Here is a 19303-nt window from a genome sequence, read left to right on the forward strand (position 1 = left end):
TCATCTCAATTGGGAATGCCGGCAGACTTCTTTTGCGCCAGGTCGGACCCGCGGAGCCAACGCTGGATTTCTTGCTCCGTAGGGTCTACGGGATCGGCGGTCAGGCCGGGAATATAATTGCAGGCCTCATAAATGGCCGGGATAACGTTGGCGTGGATGCCAACGGAATGATGCACATACGGCCCTTTGACCAGCTTTTCTTCCCACAGCGGCCAGTCGTTGACTTCAACCCATACATAGGAGCCGCGGGTGTACGGACCGGAAATTCCGCGAGCCTTGCCGAGGAAAATGGAGTAGTCGCCGTGATCCCCGTCGAAGCGCGCGATCGTCATCCCGCCGCCGCGAATTTCGCCTTCATGTGTTCCGGGCGAATGATCGTCGAATAAAAAGTGCTTTCTAAGTTTCGGTTTGTCCTCCACGGACAGCGATACCGGGAAGTTGCCGCAGTGGAACAGCAGCTCGCCGTTTTCGTTTTCGGGATGGCGTACGGTAATATCCGCAAAGAAGGTGGGGGCCGTGTTCATCGCCGCCGCCTGCACCATAACCGAAGTGATCGCTCCGTGAATATCCGTTTCGCAAGTGACCGGAATCTGCTCGTCGGTCAAAATGGCGTTGGCCAGGCAAGGCATAATCCCCATCGCGTCCTGCAGCGAGGACCAGCATTGGATGGCGATCGCGCTGCTGCCGGTTTCCCGGGCGAACGATTTCATGGCGACTTTAAGGGCGGCAATCCGCCGGATATCGTCTTCCGTCACTTCGCTGTAGTCCAGGGTTGCTTTGATGTAATCGATCGTTTCCAGCAGTTCCGCGCTGTTTCCGGCGGCGATTTTTTTGCTGCGCAGCTGTATATCGACCAGGGTGATCGGATGGATTTCAATGCCGAATTTTTCGAGCAACTCTCCCTCGTTGCAGATCATCGTCCAGAATGAAGAGGGGCGGGGGCCAATCTGCAGAATGCGCAAGCTCTTGAACTGGCGTACCACATTGGCGGCGGCGATAAAGTTGGTGAAGCCGCGTTCGAACACGGGATCGGTCAGCCAACTGTTGGTGACGTACGTAAACGGGACGTTGAAGCGGCGAAGCACTTTACCCGTGGCAAAAATGCCGCATTGCGTGTCGCGCAGGCGCATGCCGTCAGCCAGCGGCGCCTCGTCGCGGGGGCCCCACAGCAGGACGGGTTTGCCCAATGCCTTGCCTACGCGGGCGACGGTATCCTCGGTGCCGAAGTTGCAGTGCGGGAAAAAGACCGCGTCCACCTCTTCGTCCTTGAACCGTTTAATGATCTGCTCCGCGTTGATATGGTCGTCATAGAGCAGCCCTTCCTCATTAAGTCCCTCAAGATCGACGATATCGATGTCCATGCCAAAGCTTTCGATCTGTTTGCGGATTTCCACCTTATACTTAAAGGCATCTTCGGCGCTGAAAACGAAGCGCCGGGTAGGGGCGTAGCCCAACTTTAGTTTTTTCATAACCAACATCTCCTCTCGGCATTAATAAACTAAGGGGTAGTAATGCTAAAATAAACTAAACTAATTGTAGTAATTAAGAGATAATTTATCTCTATATCGTCATGTTAACACCGAAAGAAAGCGGAGTCAATGAATGTTTTAGTTAAAAACGGCTTAAATTTATGGTTGTTAATAATTAGTTAAGTTTAGTTTAGGTTGTGGGGGCTCAATCGTGCGGGGGGAGCGTCATTTGGTGCTTGAAATGTAAGGAGGGAAGGGGAGGGGAATCACTTTTTGCCCCCATACAATGAGATAGCGGAAAAAAATTCCTCTATTCCAGCCAAACACCATCCTTTGCTGAAAATAACGCCTTTTTTACCGCTATCACCGCGACCTCCGCAAACGTAAAAAAAGGGAAGCAACCGGTTTGCTCCCCCTAAACTTGTTATTTAATGAAAATGAGCGGATCACCCGGGCTTACGTGCCCGTATTCCTTGACGCTAATTTCCGCATAATCGGCAGTGTTGGAGATGAGAACGGATGTCGTTACATCGTATCCGGCGTTCTGGATCGCTTCGAGATCGAATTCGACCAGTTTGTCGCCTTTTTTGACGGTGTCTCCTTCTTTAACGAAAGTAGTGAAATGCTCACCCTTTAATTTGACGGTGTTAATGCCGATGTGAATCAGGATTTCGACGCCTTCTTGCGAAATCATGCCGATGGCGTGTTTCGTTTTGAACACCGTGTGCACGGTTCCGGAGAAAGGGACGTAAGCAGCGCCGCCTGTAGGGATGATCGCCGCGCCTTTACCCATCGCTCCGCTGGAGAAAGCTTCATCCTGCACTTCGGTTAACGGAATCCACTCGCCATCCAATGGACTGAAAACAGTCATTTCACCCGTTCCTTGCTCCTTTTGGGCAGGGATATCCGCCGCATGGCGCCCGCTATCGGCTTGAGCTGGAGCGGCGTTTTTATATCCGAACAGATAAGTTAAGACAAAACCGCCGGCAAAGGCCACAACTATGGAAATCAGAAGACCGATAAACCCTTTAGCGTGAATGTTCTCCGGTTTTTAGCTATGGATACGTTCACCTTAAATCACCTGCCCTTTTTTCACACTAAAAGAAAATAATAGTTTATTAATTTTATATAAACTATCATCCGATAAACTGCTATTTAACTAAAATAATCCGCTTTCATTTTGAATATTAGCACCGAGGAGAGATTTAGTCAAATTATTTTTTGTAAACAGAAAAATTAAGTTTAGTTAAGTTTAAGCCGTAAACTTTCGTGTATAATAGTGTTATAATTTACACAGTCTTTGAATCAGGAGTGGTATTGATGAAAATAGATGACATTGCCAGACTTGCAGGGGTTTCCAAGGCCGCCGTTTCCTTGGCTCTCAACAATAAGGCCGGCGTCAGTGAAGCAACGCGCCAGCATATCCTTGAAATTTCAAGGGCTAACGGGTATACCCCGCGGACGTTTAAAACCAACAAAGTCTCGGCCAAAAACAGCTCTGTGATGCGATTTATCGCCTGCAAAAATGTGGACATCGTCACCGAGCATTACGAATCCCAGCCGTTTTTCAGCGAACTTATTCATCATTTAACGTCCTATGCCGGAGAACAGGGCCACACGCTGATTATTTCTTCTATTCCGATCCAAAGCTTGAAAGAAGAGATCCAACAGCTCGAAAATGAGCAGCCCTCCGCGGGAATTTTACTGCTCGGCACGAACTTATCGGCGCAGATGATCGAAAGCGTTTTATCCATTCATTCGAATCTGGTCATCCTGGACACATGCTTCGAACATATCGACGCGAGTTTCGTAGCGATTAACAACTATCTTGGAGGTTATCAGGCGGGGCAGCATCTCATCGCTTTGGGGTACCAAAGTATAGGCTATATCGGGTCCGAGGTGCGGATCTTGAACTTCGTCAAACGCAAGGAAGGATTTATGGCCGCGTTAAAAGAGGGGAATCTGGACATCGATGAGCAACTGACCTTTGCGATGAACCCGATGTCGCTGTTGTCGCAGGACGCTTTTAGAACTGCCGTGGAGAACATGAAGCATTTGCCTTCGGTTATATTTTGCGAAAATGATTACATGGCCATAAGCGCCATCAAAACTTTCCAGGAACTGAACATTAAGGTGCCCGAGCAGGTGGCGGTCATGGGATTTGACAATATCCGCGAGGCCAAGGTGATCAGTCCCGAGTTAACGACGATCCATGTCAAGAAAGACATCATGGCCAAAACGGCGATGGACATGTTGCTGCGCAAGGTAGGCGGCCGGAAAGATCAAAATGTGCAAATTCTGGTCAACACGGAAGTGGTTGAACGGGGGTCCTGCCGGGCCTAAAACGGGGAGCGGGGAGAGCGCGGTTAAATGTTTCCGGCCGGCAGTCTCTCCCGGCTTAACGGCGATTTAAGTCGTTTGGCGTTCAACCAGTTGAAAGTTTAAGGGTGACGGCTCCAAGGATTCGTCGCCAATGATGTTCCATATCCAATAAAAGGCGTTCTGCGCCTGCTCCTTAATCGGATTATGAATGGTGGTTATGCCTAAGGAAGCGGACAATTCCGTATCGTCAAAGCCGACAATGGCCAGCTGCTGCGGAATCGCCAGATTTTGGCGGCGGGCTTCGTTTAATATGCCTGCGGCCGCGTAATCATTGGCGCAGAGGACGGCTTCGGGAGCTTCATTCATGGCGGCGAGCGAGCGCCAGGCTTGTTCGCCGTCAAGCATGCCATAAACCTCGTAACGGTACCAATCGTGTCTTACCGGCAGGCCGCGTTGCTCCATGACGGCTTCAAACGCCAGCCTGCGGCTTTTGGTATTCAAGCTGTTGGGTCTTCCGAAAACGTTGGCGATGCGCGTAAACCCTTTGGCCAGCAGGTGCTCCAGCCCAAGCCGGTAACCTTCGCCCTGATCCATCGCCACGGAAGGGATTTGCCCCGCCCGCATGCGCTGCCAGGAAATGATTGGCCCATAACGGCAGTAGGCGGACAGTTTTCCGGGGTCATTCACGCAGGTCATGATCAGCAAGCCATCCACCCGTTTGCTCCGCAAATCCTCAAACGCCTGCAGTTCTTTCTCTTTATCCCCTTGCGAAGTATAAATAATCGTTTGAAATCCGCATCCCAAAGCAGCTTGTATAAAATGATTCAAAAAGGAAATGGTAGTTTCGTGCAGGACTGCGATGACGATCCCGATTTGCTGGGTTCGGCCTTTTGACAGCGCCACGGCGTTCCGGTTGGGAGCGTAGTCGAGCTGCTTCATGATCTGCAAAATTTTCTCGCGCGTCTCCTCGTTCACATTCGGCGAATTATTGATGACCCGAGACACCGTTGCCCGGGAATAACCGGATAACCTCATGATCTGTTCAAACTTTGACATGCAAATGTCCCTTTCCGAAAAGTTAAAGTTGACATGTAACCCGTTCCAACATTTAGGCTAAAAATAAAGGATGCATATGTGTTGCATCCAGTGTAGCACAAATTGATGGAAAGATAGGAGTGTGGCAAATGAGTAACAGCAGCGGCAAGGCCGGGAGCGAAATCCGTTTTCCGGAAGGTTTCTTATGGGGAGGCGCCGTCGCGGCCAACCAACTGGAAGGCGCCTATAACGAAGACGGCAAAGGTTTGTCCGTGCAGGACGTGACTCCCAAAGGGCTGTTCGGGCCGGTAACGGAAGCTCCGACGCCGGACAATATGAAGCTGGTGGGCATTGATTTTTACCATCGTTACAAGGAAGACATCAAGCTGTTTGCGGAGATGGGGTTTAAAGTGTTTCGCACCTCGATCGCCTGGTCGCGGATTTTCCCTAAAGGCGATGAGACGGAACCGAATGAAAAAGGGCTGCAATTTTACGATGATTTGTTCGATGAATGCCTGAAGTACGGGATTGAGCCGCTGGTCACTTTGTCCCATTATGAAACGCCTTTGCATTTGTCGAAGGAATACGACGGCTGGGTCAACCGGAAGCTGGTCGATTTCTATAAGCGTTATGCCGCCACGGTATTTAAGCGCTACAAAGGAAAGGTGAAATACTGGCTGACCTTTAATGAAATCAACTCCATTCTGGAAGCGCCGTTTATGAGCGGGGGCATCTACACGCCAAAAGACAAGCTCAGCAAGCAGGATCTTTACCAAGCTGTGCATCATGAGCTTGTGGCCAGCGCTTCCGCGGTTAAACTATGCCACGAGATCGATCCGGAGGCCAAAATCGGCTGCATGATCCTGAGCATGCCCACTTATCCGCTTACGCCTAATCCGGACGACGTGGTTAAAGTGATGGAGTTTGAACACCGGAACTATTTCTTCGGGGATGTGCACGCCAGAGGCGCCTACCCGGGATATATGAAACGTTTCTTTAGAGAGTACGGGATTGAAATCAAATTCGAGCCCGGTGACGAAGAAATCCTGCGGCATACCGTTGATTTTATTTCCTTCAGCTACTATATGAGCGTGTGCCAGACGGCCGATCCGGAGAAACTCGCCGCCGGCGAAGGGAATATCCTCGGCGGGATTCCCAATCCGTATCTGAAATCCAGCGAATGGGGCTGGCAGATCGATCCTCAAGGGCTGCGCATCGTCCTGAACGCCTTCTACGACCGCTATCAAAAACCGCTGTTTATCGTGGAAAACGGGCTGGGCGCGGTCGATGAGCTGATCGTAAACGAAGCAGGGGAGAAAACGGTTGAAGACGGCTACCGCATTCAGTATTTGAACGATCACCTCGTACAGGTGGCGGAAGCCATTGCGGATGGCGTGGAAGTGATGGGGTATACGACCTGGGGCTGCATCGATCTGGTCAGCGCCTCGACGGCCCAGCTCAAGAAGCGTTACGGCTTTATTTACGTCGACCGCCATGACGACGGCTCCGGCACACTGGAACGCTACCGCAAAAAATCTTTCCATTGGTACAAGGAAGTCATTGCGACCAACGGAAAAAGGCTGAAGCGCTGAGGCGTCCGGCCAGCTAATATGTAAAGAAGCGTGCTTCCCGTAAAAAGGGGGCACGCTTTATTTTTGCGGTTGACAAGCACTGAACAAATATAAACATAGCATGAAAGTATAAAAATACAGAAATACAGCATGGATAAATCAAGAAAATTGAACTTAATTGTACTATAATTGGTTGTGCTTACAATATGTTTTGGATGAAGGAGGCTTCCTGTTTTGAGAACATTTTGCAATCCGATACTGCCGGGATTTTATCCCGACCCTTCGGCGATCCGAGTTGGCGAGGATTATTACCTGGTGACCTCAAGCTTTGAATTTTTCCCCGGCGTGCCGATTTTTCACAGCAAGGATCTGGTCAACTGGCGTCAACTGGGTCATGTGCTGGATCGTCCGTCCCAGCTCAATCTGGATCAAATTCGCCCGTCCATGGGGATCTGGGCGCCGACTTTGCGATATCACCAGGGTGTCTTTTATATGATCACGACTTACGTCGATACCGAGAAGAAACAGCATAATTTCTATGTGACGGCAACCGACCCGGCCGGGGATTGGTCCGATCCCGTATGGCTGGAGGATGCTCCGGGGATCGACCCCTCCCTGTTCTTCGATGACGACGGAAAGGTGTACTACACCGGCAACCGCGTTCCGCCCGAGGGTCAGGACTACCCGAAGCACATGGATATCTGGCTGCAGGAAATCGATCTGAAAGCGGGAAAGCTGGTTGGGCCAAAGCACAGTATCTGGCAAGGGGCTCTTAAGGTCGGCCATGCGCAAGAGGGGCCCCATGTTTATAAAATCGGCGGCTGGTATTATGTGCTGATTGCCGAAGGCGGCACCGGACACACCCATGCGGTTACGATTGCCCGAAGCCGGAGCGTTACCGGCCCCTATGAGGGAAATAAAGCCAACCCGATTCTGACGCATCGCCATCTGGGGAGAGCCTTTCCGATTGTTAACGTCGGTCACGCGGAACTTGTGGAGACCCAGCACGGAGACTGGTGGATGTTCTGTCTGGCCTCCAGAACCTGCGGGGGATATTTCCGCAACCTGGGAAGGGAAACGTTCCTGGCGCCGGTAAGTTGGGAGAATGAATGGCCGGTGGTGAACCCGGGCAAAGGGGTGCTTGAATTCGAAGCGGCGGCGCCGGATTTGCCGGAGACGAAATGGCCTCAGCCGCCGGCGCGCGACGATTTTGAAGCCGGCGCGCTTGCGCCGATGTGGAACTTCTTGCGGACGCCGCGCGGCGAGTTCTGGAGCCTTGCCGACCATCCCGGCTATCTGCGGCTCCGCCTTAAGCCGGAGCGGCTTTCGGATCTGGCCAACCCGGCGTATTTGGGGCGGCGCCAGCAGCACCTGAGCTTTAGAGCGGCGGCGGACATGGCGTTTTGTCCCGGGGCTGAAGGCGAAGTCGCCGGCCTGGTGCTGCTGCAAAATGCGGACTATCATTTCCGGTACGAGCTCGGTTTGGAATCGGGGGAACGGGCGCTTCGCCTGATCGAACGCCGCGGCGGCGAGGAGAAGCTGCTCGCTTCCGCGCCTTATACGCCGGGAAAGGTGCAGCTAAAGGTTGAAGCAAGAGGACAGGAGTACAGTTTTTATTACCGGGGCGATGAAACGGAAAAATGGACGATCCTGCTCGAAGGAGCCGATGGAAGAGTGCTCAGCACGGATTTGGCCGGCGGTTTTACCGGGGCTTATATTGGCATGTACGCCAGCTCTCAAGGCGCGGAAAGCTCCCGGTATGCCGACTTTGACTGGTTCAGCTATGAAGAGCTGGACTAAGCGGAGGAGGAATGCTGATATGACAAACGATATTAATGGTCATGAGTATCCGCTGCCCGAGCTGCCGTCTATCCCTGAACGCATTTTTACCGTAACGGATTACGGGGCGGAAGGGGACGGGCTGGCGGTGTGCACCTCCGCCTTTCAGGCGGCATTGGACGACTGCGCCGCCGCGGGAGGCGGCAAGGTGGTCATCCCGCCCGGTATTTGGCGGACAGGGCCGCTGACGCTGCGCAGCCGGATCAATCTTTGCGCCGAACGGGGAGCGCTGGTGCTGTTTGACCCCGATTTCACGCTGTATCCTCTGGTTTCTTCCCATTACGAGGGCAACTCCGGCTGGCGCTGCCAGGCTCCGCTGGACGGCGAAGGACTAAGCGATGTGGCCATCACGGGCGAAGGAATCTTCGACGGCAGCGGCGAGGGATGGAGGCCGGTGAAGCGCTTCAAGATGACCGAGCAGCAATGGAATCGCCTGATTGCTTCCGGCGGAGCGGTGGATCCGCAGAGTGAAATGTGGTGGCCTTCCCGCGAGGCGCTGGATGGGGAGAACCTCCTCCGGAGACTGCGGGAGGAGGGGGAGACGAGCCGGGAAGCCTATATGGCCGCCCGCGCCTACCTTCGTCCGGTACTGCTAAGCTTGCGGGGCTGCCGGAGAGTGCTGCTGGACGGGCCGACCTTCCAGAATTCGCCGGCATGGTGCCTGCATCCCCGAGGCTGCGAGCAAATTACCGTGCGGAATGTCCAGGTGCGAAATCCATGGTATTCACAGAACGGGGACGGCCTGGACCTGGAGTCCTGTTCGCACGCTCTCGTCGAGCGCTGCAGCTTTGATGTGGGGGATGACGCCATTTGCCTGAAGTCGGGCAAGGATGAAGAGGGACGCAGGCTGGGCCTGCCCAGCCAGTATATCACCATCCGTCAATGCACGGTGTATCACGGTCATGGCGGTGTGGTGATTGGCAGTGAGATGTCCGGAGGTGTCCATGCGGTCAGGGTCCATGACTGTACGTTTATCGGCACGGATATCGGGCTGCGCTTTAAAAGCGCCCGGGGAAGAGGCGGGGTGGTTGAGGATATTGTGATGGAAAATATCCGAATGAGCGGCATTGTGCATGAGGCCGTGTCTTTTCATATGTTCTACGCGGGAGTTGAAGGTTCGGAAGGCTACGAAGAGCAGCCGCTTCCGGTGAGCGAGGAGACCCCCGTATTCCGGAATATCCGGCTAAGCAATCTGGTTTGCCGGAGAGCGGCCACCGCACTGCTCGTCAATGGGCTGCCGGAAATGCCGCTGGCCGGTTTGACCGTCAGAAATTTCCGCGCGGTGAGCCGGCGGGGCATTATTTTGCGCAACGCCGACGGCTTGATGCTGGATGAGGTTGTACTGCAAACCCTGGAGCAGGAGCAGCCAAAGGTGCTGGCTCATCGATGCGGCGATATCCGGATTATCCGTTCGGGCGATCTCGCTGTCGCGACGGAATAAGGAGCCGCCCGCGCTAACTCGCGTTATTCCTTCGGGCCCGAGCCGGACGAAGCACGGGACTGGGCCTCTTTCCGGTATTGAAGCGGTGTAAGTCCGGTTGACTTCTTAAAGGTTTTATTAAAGTGGGACAGATGTTCGAATCCGACCGCTGCGGCGATTTCCTGTATTTTGACGGAGGACCCGGCGAGCATCCGTTCCGCTTCCCTGACGCGAAGATGGACGATATATTCACGGAAGTGGAAGCCCGTGAACCGATAGAAGATCCGGCTTAAGTAGGACGGACTAATAAAAAAATGCTTGGCCGTTTCCTCTATGGTGAGAGCCTCGCGGTAACGGGCGCGAATATAGGTGGCTACATCGGTCACCAGTTCATGCAGCGGATGATTCCGCTCGCCGGCCTGGGGGGAGCCCCCGGAACGCTGAAGCAAAATCATCAGCTCGGTAAGCAAAGCGATGACGCAGCTTTCGTAGTAGGGCTTGCCCAGCCGGCATTCTTCCAGCATCCGGTCCAGAAGATTCTCCGCATCATCCTGTTCGCGTAAGGTCAGTCTGAACAAGCGGTATCCCCGGCCATGAAACCATATGGATTCATCGCGCAGGGCTTGCGGCAACAGCGTGGGATCGTAATGGATCAGAATCCGCTCGAATTCGGCGATTTCGGAGCTTGCGGTGGAGTGAAGCTCCCCGCCGGGAATTAGAATGAGCTCTCCCTTGTGGACGGTGATCACCCGATTGTCCACAAAATAGACCCGTTCCCCTTCCGACAGATAATATAACTCCACCCATTTGTGGCTGTGGGGACGCGGCATGGCGGTAGCGCCCTTGCGCATCATATGCTGAATACTGAAGCGTCCCTGTTCGAGATGATATTTGGGATTCGGGCCCGTTACGTTGACCATGATCTGCCTCTTTTCTTTGAACAATCAAACCAATTATAGAATAAATACCGGGATTTATGAAAGGAGTCAAACATGCTGATTACAGTTTCCAAGCATGGCGGTGAAGGATACGGCAGCCTGCAGGAGGTTCTTGCCGTGCTGGACGGCTGGCATCCCGAAGGATATTAAAGGTAGTTCAAAAAGTCGTCGAGGGGAGAAGCTGATCATGTTCACATTGGAGCAACACATGAAAAGATGGGCCGATACCGCACCGCGCAAACTGGTCTTTCGTCAGGATATTCCCTTTGAAGAGTGGCGGGCCGGGCTTGCCGCAAGCTTTGCGGCCCGGCTAGGCGGGTTCCCCGCCTTGCCGGAAGAACTTCAGCCGGCAAGGCTTGAACGCGTATCCTGCCCCGGCTACGTACGGGAACGTGTGGAGATTACGACCTTTGAGGGAATGCGCATGGCGGTGTATCTGCTGCTCCCGGAGCGTCCGCTGGCTTCGCCCGCACCGGCGGTCATCGCCGTTCACGGACATGGCTACGGCAGCAGGGAGATCGTCGGTCTGATGCCGGACGGAGCCGAACGAACAGGGCCGTCCGGCTTGCATAAAGATTTTGCCGTATCGCTGGTGAAGCAGGGCTTTGTCGTCGCGGCTCCGGAACTGCTTGGCTTCGGAGACAGACGGCTCGCGGAGGATCTGGCCGGCGGGGAGGCGACCCGGAATTCCTGCTATCGCCTGTCCTCGGCGCTGCTGCTGGCCGGACAAACGATGGCCGGCTTTCGCATCTATGAAACCATGAGGGCGCTGGATTACCTGCGGACCCGCAGCGAAGTGGCGCCAGAGCGCATCGGAATTATGGGCATCTCGGGAGGCGGGCTGGTGGCGGGCTTCACGGCCGCGCTGGATGAACGGATCGCTTGTGCGGTTGTGAGCGGTTATGCGGGCACTTTTGCAACCAGCATCTTGACCCGGAACCATTGCCTCGATAATTATATCCCGGGAATCTTGCAGGACGCGGAAATGCCCGATCTGCTTGGTTTGATTGCCCCGCGCGGCCTGTTTCTGGAATCGGGAGACACCGATCACCTATTCGGCCAGGACGGGGCAAGGCAAGCTTTGGATCGGTTGAAGCTGATCTATGAGGCGGCGGGCGGCGCCGGGAGGGTGGAGGCGGACTTTTTCACCGGAGGGCACGAAATCAACGGAGAACCGGCGTTCGCCTGGCTGCGGGAGCAGTTGGCGGATGAACGCCGCCATGTTTAGCATGGCTGACGATCAACAGGAGGAAATGAGATGACCGGATTTGAAGAAGCTGGACGCCTTTATCGGGCAGGACGGCACCATCCGCTCGTATAAGCTAGAGGAATACAATTGGGATCAGATTAACCAGGGGAAAATCTGTTTCCGCTGTATCGGGAGACCGGAGAGGAGCGTTATGCCAAAGCCGCCCATTTGCTGGCGGCCCAATGATTGGGGGTTCACCCGGTTGAAAGCGAAAACCATATTGCCGACCTGACGGCCGGCTAACTTTAAAGCAGCCCAATCCCGATCGTGCAAGAAGGATTGGGCTGTTTATTTGGCGGTAAATTCAACTGGAGGCAAATCACATGATACAAGGGGGTGAATGAGAGAGTCTTACAAAGCGATGCTGAAAAAGGACCTCATCAAAAATAAATATCTATATGATCCAATACATTAATGAAAATTTCCAATATTGAGGACGGTGCTTGAACTAAAAGAAAAACCGTTAAAAAACCTCGATCCCACAAGGCTTTAACGGTCTCTAATTCTTTTTCCGTTTTCTGCGGTTTGTAATCCCCGTTCCCTAAAAGCCGCCGCCCCGTCCGGCAGCGTTGCGCAAGTACCGGCATCTGCGCGTTATGCACGCTTGGAGCGGCGTCTGCGGTTTTTGACGTTGCGGTTGTTCATGAAAACGGTGTAAACGTCATGGCGGCTTGAAATGTAAGCAAAGGCGATTTCAATCCGGCAACTGATTGGTTAGATGAACAGAGATCTAGAAACGATAACCAACAGGATGAAAAGCACGAGAATAACGCCAGTGCTCGTGAAACCTGCACAGCTGAATGCGCTCATTGTTCGCCACCTCCTTTGTTCTGCTACAACAACAATATATGAGCGTTTGCCAATTTGGATTGGACGGATGTAACGATTTTTATCATCGCCTAAATTTTCTTCGTAACGATACATACGCCCGGCACATAAATTAGGGGTAAAAAGGCGAACCAAGTGGGAGGACTTACAATGACAAGCTTGGAAGATGGCAACCCGCAAGACGCTGCCGAAGGTTCCGGGCCGAATCATCGGACGGTCGCGGTGATCGGGGAGGGGGTGCTGGCTGAGATGGTGTATAACCAGCTATCCACGCTGCATGAGACCGTATGGAAAAACGTACGAAGCGATCGTGATGAATGGTTTACCGGTTTGCCGGAGAGGACGGAGCTTATCGTATGGATTCGCGGTGATGAAAATCCGGCGGCGGATATCAAGGGGGAAGAAGCGCTGCAGCAGAAAGGCATCCCTTGGCTGCGCATCCATACCTCCGGGAATGAGGCTGTGGTCGGACCTTTGGCAGGCCCGGAGTCAGGAGGGTGTTACCGGTGTGCGGACCAGCGGCGTCTGATTGCCGGACGTGGCGGGGACGATGCCATGGCTTCGCTGTTTTCGCTGGTCGCGCCGGGGGAAATTCAAGGCAAAGAGCCTCCTTCATACTCGGGGCTTGCGCATGCGGCGCATATCGCCGTTAATGAGAGCGGTCTTTTTCTCAGCGGGAAAAAAGCGCGTTCGGAAGATTATCTGTATATCGTTAATCTGGAGACGCTGGAGTGCTCGCTGCATTTTGTTCTGCCGGATCCGTTGTGCGAAGTATGCGGACAACTTCCCGCCGATTCCGCTTTGTCGGCGCGGATCGAACTTGCGCCAAGGCCAAAAGCGACCGCAGACAGTTACCGGTCCCGCCGAATCGATGATTTGAAAGACGTACTTATTCATGATTATTTGGATTCCCGCACGGGCGTGTTTAACCAAGCGGCGATTGACCTGGTTTCCCCGTTTGCCGGGGCATATGTGATTATGCCTTCATTGCTGACGGGAGACGAGGTCTCGGGAGGGCGCAGCCATTGTTTTGCGGATAGCGGGCTGACCGCCATTTTGGAGGGATTGGAGCGGCGCTGCGGTTTCGTTTCCCGGGGCAAACGCGCGGTGGTGCGCGAGAGCTATAGCCGAATTGCGGGCGAAGCTCTCGACCCCGCCACAGTGGGGTTATATATGCCTGAACGGTACGCGCTGCCGGATTTTCCGTTCGAGCCGTTTGACCCGGATCGCGTTATGGATTGGGTTTGGGGTTATTCCTTTTTGCGGCGGCAATCCATATTGGTTCCGGCTTGTCTGGCCTATTACAGCTGGAGCTACGGCGAGAGCTTTGTACAGGAAGGATCAAACGGATGCGCTTTGGGCGGAAGTTTGGAGGAGGCCGTTTTGTACGGGATTTTGGAGGTGGTTGAGCGCGATGCGTTTCTCATCGCCTGGTATGGACAATTGCCCGTCCCGCGGCTGGACCTAGGCTCTGCGGAGGACCTTGAACTCAGGTTGATGATCGAAAGGTTTAAAGCGGTGGCCGGGTACGAAGTTTACTTGTTTGACATTACGATGGAAAACCGGATCCCGGTCATTTTGGCCTTGGCGAAAAGCATTAAGCCTGGAAAAATGAATCTGATCTGTGCCGCGGGCTCCCATCTTGACCCGGTAAAGGCGGCGAAAAGCGCTGTGCACGAACTGGGCGGGCTGGTTGTTGCGCTTAACGAGAAATTTGCGGAGCGGCAAGACGAGTTGCAGGACATGTTCCATGACCCCGATCTGGTCCTGGAGATGGAGGATCATGCTTTGCTGAACGGTTTGCCTCAAGCGGAGGAAAGGTTTGATTTTTTGCTGGATGGCCGGCGGCCGCTGCGGACGTTCGAGGAACAATTTAGTCGGAAGGCAAGCCATCCCGATCTGACGGAAGATCTGAAGGATATCCTGCAAATATTCGAGCGGCTGAATCTCGAAGTGATTGTGATCGACCAGACATCTCCGGAAATTTCGCGCCATCATTTACACTGCGTCAAAGTGTTGATCCCGGGCATGCTGCCGATAACGTTCGGACATCAGCTCGCCCGGCTGAACGGGCTGGAGAGGGTGTTAAGGATACCGGCGGAGCTTGGATACGCGGCGGAACTGTTGACGCTGGAACGGCTGAACCCGCATCCTCATCCTTTTGTTTAATCCAAGGAGGAATAACCATTGAGTCCATATCGGTTTCTAACCGAACGTCCGAGTGGCATTTTAGCCGTTGGTTCCGGACCGGTTTTCTTTTCGTTGGCGTCGGCCTTGATCGGGTCAGGAGTCGCCGAGTTCCATCTATGCCTGACCGGTTCGGCGCAGGCCGACCGGCAGCGGCTGGCTGAATGGCTGCGCGGGGCCCGCAAAGCGGCTCCCGAGGCGAAGGTGAGGGAAGCCGCCATAGGGCGGGAAGACGCTGACGGTTGGCGGAATACCGTGCGGCCGCATCAAACGATCCTTTATGCGTCACAGAAGGGAGATCCCGGGGAATTGCTGCTATTGGAGCAGATTTGCCGGGAAGAGAATAAAACGCTGCTGCCCGCCGTCTGCCTGCATCAAACAGGGGTGGCGGGCCCGCTCGTACAACCTGGCCTGGAAGAAGTCTGGTTGGAAGGTGGCTGGGAGTCGGCCTGGCGCCGGCTGCACATGGCTGCGCTTGGCAAGGGCCGGGAGCGGCTGCCGGTTTCTTCGGCAGCCGGCGCGTTGCTCGCCAATGTGCTTGTATCCCGGCTGTTGAAATATGTTGCGGGAGAAAGCGAGGCGGGAGCTGGGAGCTCGATCTATCTGCTTGATTTGCAGACGCTGGAAGGGAGCTGGCATGCTTTCCTCCCCCATCCGTTCGCGGCTGGCCGGAAGGATACCGCCATCGAAAATCTGCAAATTCCCGGCCGGCAGCTCGAACAAAACGCTGATTGTAGGCTTGAGCAAATTTCTAGTCAGCAGTTCAAGCAAATCTCTGAGCGGCAGCATGAACAAAACTCTGTTCAGCGGCTTAAGCAAATCTCTGGCTGCAGGCTCGAACATACCTCTGACGGTAGGCACGAACAACCCTCTGACCGCTGGCCGCCGGATGGCTGGTTTTCTTACTTCAGCGGGTTAACTTCGCGGCAAACCGGAATTTTCCACGCTTGGGAGGAGGGCGCCTTAAGTCAGCTGCCGCTTGCTCAATGCCGCGTCCAGACGGCCGATCCGTTGTCGGGAGGCCCGGCAAGCTTGCTTCCGGACATCGTTTGCGCCGGCCTGACGCATGAGGAAGCGCGCCGGGAAGCGGGGCTGGCCGGGATCGAAGCTTATGTATCGCGGCTGGCCGGGGCGCTCTTGGACGAAACCGACGGATTCATCGGCATCGGTGCGGGGGTAACGATGGAGGAGGGACTCCAACGGGGCTTGGAGGCCTATTTGAGCGAATCGTTGCGTAGACGGACATGCGGGCAGATATGTGAGCAGCCGGAAGAGCGGGGGCAAGAGCGAAAGCAGGTGCAAGAGCAGGTACAAGAGCAGGTACAAGAACAGGTTCAAGAGCAGGTGCAAGAACAGGTGCAGGTGAAGGTGCAGGCGGATGAACGGGATCAAGAGCAGACGGAGGAGCCGATGCACGAGCAGAGGCATGCGCGGACACGCGAACAGCCGGGAGAGCGAACGAACGAGCAGGCACACAAGCAGCCGCCGGGGTGCATGCCGTCCGCGGTTTGCATTCGGTTGGGGAAAGTGGATGATAAGCGCTGTCGATACTACTTACGAGCCTTAAGTATCATGCAGGGCGAGCCGCTGATCGGCTTGGGAGAAGCTGTGTCAGGGTTTCCGGTGTTTTGGGTAGGTACGGGCGGGGCTTGGTACGGCGGTGTCGGCCTAAATAACACTTTTGCGCTGCGGCATGCCCTTCGTGCCGCCTTAATGAAAGCGCAACACGCGCAATATCCATCGGCCTCGGGGGGCTGGACGGCCAACGTGCTGGAGATCCCCTCCCTGCAATTGAAACAGGATGCTCCCGTTCGCGTTGACATCGGCGAATTTGATGAAACGTTCGAGCCGGAAGTCTTGTCCGACGCGCTGAAGGTTGTGAAAAGGAACGGGCAGCATTTTAACGCGTTAGATCTTGCCGTGGAGCCGTTCCTGAAAGAGCTGGCTGTATTTGGCGTGATGTTTCGGGAGGGGGAAACATCTCTATAACCGAACCAACTGCAAAAGTGCATTTCATTTTCCTCGGATTTCCTCTCTAGAACGTTTGAAATGCAAAAGTGCATCTGATTTGGGGCCATCCGATAAAAAAGTCAATTTTGACCGGGAATGGACTGCACTTTTGCATTTGGACCACCTGTTTCGAGGGATTTCGACGAAAATCGCATGCACTTTTGCATTTCGCATGGCATTGGATGGCCAACGAGTCCGGATGGGCCGCGGGCATATTCGCTGCGGCGGTGTTTGCTACAGCCGTATTTGCCGCAGTCGTATTCGCTGCGGCCGTATTCCCGCGGCCGTATTCGCTACTCCACTTTAAACTGTGCCGCCGCCTTGGTCAGTTCTTTCGCGAGTCCGTCGATGGTTTGCACCATATCGGCGAGCTGTTGAACAGTGGCCGACTGCTCCGCCATCGTGGCCGAGACCTCCTCGACGGAAGCGGAGACCTCTTCGCCCGATGCCGAGAGGCTTTGGACGGAGCCAAGCACTTCGTCCTTATCGCTTTCCAAGCGGCCGACTTCTTCCGCCATCTGTTTGATCTGGCCGGTAATGTCGGTGATTTTTTCAAAGATTACGTTAAAAGCTTGCCGCGTCTGGCCGACAAACTGGTCCTGCATGGCCGCGATATCTTTAATCTGGGCCACGCTTTGGTAATTATCCTCCACAAACGCGAGGTTCTGCTGGGTGATGCCTTGAATATGAGCGGATTGCTGCGAACTCTGCTCGGCCAGCTTGCGGATTTCCGCCGCCACGACGGCGAAGCCGCGGCCGTGCTCGCCGGCTCTCGCCGCTTCGATGGACGCGTTCAGCGCGAGCAGGTTGGTTTGTTTGGCAATTCCGGTAATGGCGTCCGTGATGCTGTTGATTTGCTCCGAGCTTTGTTGAAGCTTGAACGTCATATCGGAAATCTTGCTTACCTGTTCTTCGTTTTGCTCGTTAATGCGGATCAATTCGTCCACTACGGCGTTGCTCGTATGGAACACGCCGATGATTTCCTCCGAACGGTCCTTAGCGGATTGAGCTTTGGAGCTCATCGACTCAAAACTTTCCCCGAAGCCAAAAAACTTGTTCACGATATGTTCGGTTTCCCGGGCCTGGGAATCCATCGCCTTGGCGATTTCCTGCGAAGTGGCGGACGTTTCGCTGACGGATACGGCCGTTTGCTTCGAGGAAGCTTCAAGCTCCTTCGTGCTGGTCCCAAGCACCTCGATCGTTTTGTTCATATTTTGGATCAAGTCTTTGTTGCGGCCGACCATTTGGTTGAAGCTGCCCGCCAACGTTTTAAACTCACCTTCATACCGCTCCTCGTCCGCGCTAACGGTGAGATCGCCGGAAGCCATTTGCCGGAACAGATGGGTTAATTGCGCGAGCGGTTTCGCGATATAACGGGACAGCAACAAGCCAAAGCCGACAGCCACGAGAATGATCACAAGGGTTAAAATAGCGGTGTTGCGGAGCATCTCCTTGATCGGCTGCTGAATGTCGTCCAAAGAATCGATAACCGTAACGGTTAAGTCCGGGCCCGGAATCCGGTTGATCCGCAAATAATCGTTGTTCATCTCGAGACTGGATTTTTCGATTTCTTGACTGCCCGTGTTTTTTACAGAACCGGCGAGTTCCTCAATGACCGTACCGATTCTTGAAGGGTCAAGGGAGTTATATAATACCGTTCCGCCGCGGCTGACGATTTCGATGCTGCCTTCGCGATTGATGGAAACTTCCCCCAACGTGTTGAAAAAGAACTGGCTGTCGATCGTCGTTACGAAAACGCCCAGCACTTTGCCGCCCGCATCCTTGATCGGTTGAGCAAAGGCGAGCAGCAGCTTGCCGGTGCTCTTCGACACGATGGCGTCGCTGATGTAAGGCTCCCCTTTGAGCGTTTCGCTGAAATATTCGCGGTCCGACCGTGATTGTCCGATATTTTCCGCGTTCGTGCCGGCTACGATCGTTCCTTCGGCATCCGTTAACAAGTAGGACTCGATGTCGCCGGTTCCTTCCAGGCTGCTTTTCAGAATTCCGTTCGCGGGATCCAAATAAGGGTTGGCCGGCGAGAAAAATTGTTTGTCCGAGAGTGTACCGGATTCTCTAAGTTTCAGCAGGTTGCGGAACGTATTGTGCTGCGAGATGAGGAAGGTGGATTGCTGCTGCAAATGGACGGCCGTCGACAATCCGCCTCCCAGCCGGTCGGCCATGACGTTGATCTCGTCCTTGCTTTTGCGCAGTGCCAAACTGGACGCCTCCCGGTAAGTCAGGACGGAAGTCGCCAGCAAAGAGACGATCACCAATAAACTGACGAAAAAGGGTATTTTCACGCGTAATGAAACAGATTTCATTTTTCTGGTTATTCCCGATGGCTTTCCCTTCACAACTTTTCAACTCCCCTATGCTACTCTTTTCTATAGTTGCTAACGAAAAGATATATCGGTTGCGCGGCAGGAGTTGTTAAG

At 54.2% G+C, this 19303-nt stretch carries 13 protein-coding genes; 7 read left to right on the forward strand and 6 right to left on the reverse strand.

Going from position 1 to position 19303, the window contains the following annotated elements; all coding sequences use genetic code 11:
- Positions 1-5 precede the first annotated feature (5 nt).
- Both EHV15_RS21205 and EHV15_RS21210 read right to left on the reverse strand, forming a co-directional pair.
- Entirely contained in the window at positions 6-1469 is a 1464-nt protein-coding gene (locus tag EHV15_RS21205; RefSeq protein WP_128632955.1) for an L-fucose/L-arabinose isomerase family protein, read from the reverse strand.
- Between the two features lie 424 nt (positions 1470-1893).
- On the reverse strand, positions 1894-2340 hold the full coding sequence (locus EHV15_RS21210) for a PTS sugar transporter subunit IIA (protein ID WP_425464439.1): 447 nt from the start codon (positions 2338-2340) through the stop codon (positions 1894-1896).
- A gap of 449 nt (positions 2341-2789) precedes the next feature.
- On the opposite strand from EHV15_RS21210, the gene EHV15_RS21215 reads away from it, so the two are divergent.
- Positions 2790-3812, forward strand: a complete 1023-nt coding sequence (locus EHV15_RS21215) for a LacI family DNA-binding transcriptional regulator (RefSeq protein ID WP_128632959.1) — start codon at positions 2790-2792, stop codon at positions 3810-3812.
- 66 nt (positions 3813-3878) lie between these two features.
- Here the strand turns inward: EHV15_RS21215 and EHV15_RS21220 are convergent, their stop codons facing one another.
- On the reverse strand, positions 3879-4847 hold the full coding sequence (locus EHV15_RS21220) for a LacI family DNA-binding transcriptional regulator (RefSeq protein WP_128632961.1): 969 nt from the start codon (positions 4845-4847) through the stop codon (positions 3879-3881).
- 128 nt (positions 4848-4975) lie between these two features.
- Between EHV15_RS21220 and EHV15_RS21225 the strand changes: the two genes are divergently transcribed.
- From EHV15_RS21225 to EHV15_RS21235, 3 genes are all read left to right on the forward strand, one after another.
- A complete protein-coding gene (locus EHV15_RS21225; protein ID WP_128632962.1) occupies positions 4976-6418 on the forward strand; it encodes a glycoside hydrolase family 1 protein in 1443 nt (480 codons plus the stop codon).
- Between the two features lie 213 nt (positions 6419-6631).
- Positions 6632-8197, forward strand: coding sequence for a glycoside hydrolase family 43 protein (locus EHV15_RS21230; protein ID WP_128632964.1), 1566 nt, complete (start codon positions 6632-6634; stop codon positions 8195-8197).
- Positions 8198-8216: 19 nt separating this feature from the next.
- Positions 8217-9677, forward strand: coding sequence for a glycoside hydrolase family 28 protein (locus tag EHV15_RS21235; RefSeq protein WP_128632966.1), 1461 nt, complete (start codon positions 8217-8219; stop codon positions 9675-9677).
- A 23-nt stretch (positions 9678-9700) separates the two neighbouring features.
- On the opposite strand, the gene EHV15_RS21240 is transcribed toward EHV15_RS21235, so the two are convergent.
- On the reverse strand, positions 9701-10576 hold the full coding sequence (locus EHV15_RS21240; protein WP_128632968.1) for an AraC family transcriptional regulator: 876 nt from the start codon (positions 10574-10576) through the stop codon (positions 9701-9703).
- A gap of 205 nt (positions 10577-10781) precedes the next feature.
- On the opposite strand from EHV15_RS21240, the gene EHV15_RS21245 reads away from it, so the two are divergent.
- Positions 10782-11822, forward strand: coding sequence for an alpha/beta hydrolase family protein (locus EHV15_RS21245; RefSeq protein ID WP_128632970.1), 1041 nt, complete (start codon positions 10782-10784; stop codon positions 11820-11822).
- Between the two features lie 735 nt (positions 11823-12557).
- Here the strand turns inward: EHV15_RS21245 and EHV15_RS37505 are convergent.
- The gene (locus tag EHV15_RS37505; RefSeq protein WP_246061720.1) at positions 12558-12653 is read right to left on the reverse strand and encodes a YjcZ family sporulation protein; all 96 of its coding nucleotides are present in this window, start codon (positions 12651-12653) and stop codon (positions 12558-12560) included.
- Between the two features lie 267 nt (positions 12654-12920).
- Between EHV15_RS37505 and EHV15_RS21250 the strand changes: the two genes are divergently transcribed.
- Positions 12921-14840, forward strand: a complete 1920-nt coding sequence (locus EHV15_RS21250; protein ID WP_246061953.1) for a TOMM precursor leader peptide-binding protein — start codon at positions 12921-12923, stop codon at positions 14838-14840.
- A gap of 18 nt (positions 14841-14858) precedes the next feature.
- Positions 14859-16847 (forward strand): bacteriocin maturation protein, encoded by a 1989-nt coding sequence (locus EHV15_RS21255; RefSeq protein WP_128632972.1) that lies wholly within the window; start codon positions 14859-14861, stop codon positions 16845-16847.
- A gap of 314 nt (positions 16848-17161) precedes the next feature.
- Here the strand turns inward: EHV15_RS21255 and EHV15_RS21260 are convergent, their stop codons facing one another.
- The gene (locus EHV15_RS21260) at positions 17162-19189 is read right to left on the reverse strand and encodes a methyl-accepting chemotaxis protein (protein ID WP_128632973.1); all 2028 of its coding nucleotides are present in this window, start codon (positions 19187-19189) and stop codon (positions 17162-17164) included.
- Positions 19190-19303: the final 114 nt, after the last annotated feature.

This window comes from Paenibacillus oralis, from assembly GCF_003863965.1.
GTDB lineage: Bacteria > Bacillota > Bacilli > Paenibacillales > Paenibacillaceae > Fontibacillus > Fontibacillus oralis.